Genomic DNA, 2,131 nt, shown 5'->3' on the forward strand with positions numbered 1-2,131 from the left:
AACCTCGACCGACACGGCGTCCACTTCCTCACCGCCTACGTCGCCGGAGTCTGACCTGCGGGGCATCACAAGCGTCAACTCCGCCGCGTGTTACGTGCGTGCGCGAGGGCAGCGTGAGGGTGCGAGCGGTCTCTCGAGTGGTCTGATCCTTGAGGCATACAGTGTGCGGCGCGTACTACTACACATCGACCGTCTGGATCTCGCATCGGTCAAGGAGTCGGGCGAGATAGCTGTACGCCGCCAGCCGTTCCATCGCCTCTTGTTCGCTGAGCTCGTCGCGGGTGTGAGTGGTGACGTTGCGAACGGTCAAATTGAGGCCGGTCGCTAGGTTGTTGAGTGACTTCGCGAACGGTTCGAGTCCACCCCGCATGCTCTTGGTCGTCTTGTCGTCCTTGTCGCCAGGCCATGCCAGTTTCGGTCTTCCCGGCTCGGCGTCGCCCGGAGATAGCGTCTGCTGCCAGAAAGGCGTGTCGTCCACGTCATTCCGTCCAAGGCGCTGCTTCCAGTACACGGTCAGCCCCTCGGCGGCCTCTCGGACCGCGACGCGGTACTGATGCGAAGTCCAGTGTGCTGCTGCGCCCGACCAAACGACCGGATGCATGAGAGCTGGCGAGAACGCCGGAAAGTCGGTTGTCTGCGCTGCTTCGGCATCAGCGAGAAGCGCGGCCAAGCGGCCCTTCACAGTGGCCGCTGTGGTGCGGACGTCTTGAGGGCTGATGAACGCCTTCGGGTTACGCATCATCGACCAGTTCGAGATCGGGTCGATGAGTCCGATTCCCTGCACGCCGATCAGGGCGCCTGTGACGTTGACGGCCGTCGCTGCCCCGCCCGCGGCTTCGGCCACCGCAAGCTCAAGGGCTCTTACGTTTGCCTCGTCTTCGCCCACTTTGGTCCACACGGTCGGGAATAGCCCGCGCGCTGACATGTGGTCGGACTCGACCTGGCTCTCCATCCATCTGTCGAACGCTCTCTCGAAACCGATGACTGCGTCGATCAACCGTCTGAGGTAGTCCGCTCCGTACTTCGCCATGCACCGCAGTGTGCACGTAGGCGTCGACATCCGGGGCCGACGAATCACCTCTAGGCGGAAACGCGCGTCCAGTTGCATCGGGGGCAGGTGGTTGGCGCCGGGGCCGCGTCTATTCGCCGCCTGTCGGCCGCACCGACTTTCCGCACATAATGCCGAGAGCCGGTAGCAGCAGACTGCGCGCCGTACGATCCGCTGTCGCGCACGTCGGGCGTGAAGGGCATGCGTTGGGCCCGAAGATGAGGGTGGGCCGCAGCGTCGGGTCATTCACTCTGAGCGAGCTCAGCGAGTCGATCGAGCGACGCCATCAGCCTCTCGGTTGTGGTCGCCTGAGCGCGCGGGATCCGCCGGTCATCGTCGGACAACCGTGTCCAGTCGTAGGTGTGGGTGACGCGCGTACGCGATGACGTGATTGGCTGCAACTCCCATCGCCACAGGTGTCCCGGCGGCTCCTGACCCGGCTCAGCGGGGACCCAGGCGATTCGTCGGCCCTCGACGAACTCGACCACGTGGTTCTCTCGGATGTTGCCCTTGGTGGTTGTTATGGTGAAGACATCACCGACGGCGTGGACTCTTTGACCGGCGGGTGCCCGGGACAGGTTGTCGTTGCCATCCCAGCGCGGCTGTTGGGTCGGATCTGCGATGAGCTCGAAGATCCGGGCGGTTCCCGCAGCAATATCGCGGCTGGCGCTCACGACACGCCCAACTTCGCCTTGGCTGGCCATGGGTCCATCCAAACACTCGATGCCCCTCTAAGGGTGCCACCTGACCGCGGCCCGTTTCACTGCCAGCGGTTGGCCTCCGACATCGCCGGGCACGACTGCCGACCCGCCACCACAACCGCTGGCAGCGTGTGGGAACCCCGACCAGGCCGCTGGGGTTACACCACACGGACCTCAACCCGGATGACCATAGTGCCGTCGTGGACCGGCCCCGAGTCAGCGGCCCGGTCCGGAGCGCCTCCAGATGGCCTCGCCCGAGGCGCGTACATCGTCATCGGTCACGGCGCAGAAGCAGAACCTCGAAGGAGGTCGATCTCGATGACGAGGCCGGCGCTCAGGTAGCGGCCACCGACCTTGACCTGCGGGCGGCTCCACAGCCGGA

2 protein-coding genes are annotated in these 2,131 nt (G+C 65.0%); both read right to left on the reverse strand.

Features of this window, described 5'->3' with window-relative positions:
• Positions 1–178 precede the first annotated feature (178 nt).
• The gene (locus tag VIQ49_RS24815; protein ID WP_331889250.1) at positions 179–1,030 is read right to left on the reverse strand and encodes a TIGR02391 family protein; all 852 of its coding nucleotides are present in this window, start codon (positions 1,028–1,030) and stop codon (positions 179–181) included.
• Positions 1,031–1,290: 260 nt separating this feature from the next.
• Complete coding sequence (locus VIQ49_RS24820; RefSeq protein WP_331889251.1) at positions 1,291–1,752, reverse strand: SRPBCC family protein; 462 nt, start codon at positions 1,750–1,752, stop codon at positions 1,291–1,293.
• Positions 1,753–2,131: the final 379 nt, after the last annotated feature.

The sequence above is a fragment of the Williamsia sp. genome (genome assembly GCF_036566845.1).
Lineage (GTDB): Bacteria > Actinomycetota > Actinomycetes > Mycobacteriales > Mycobacteriaceae > Williamsia.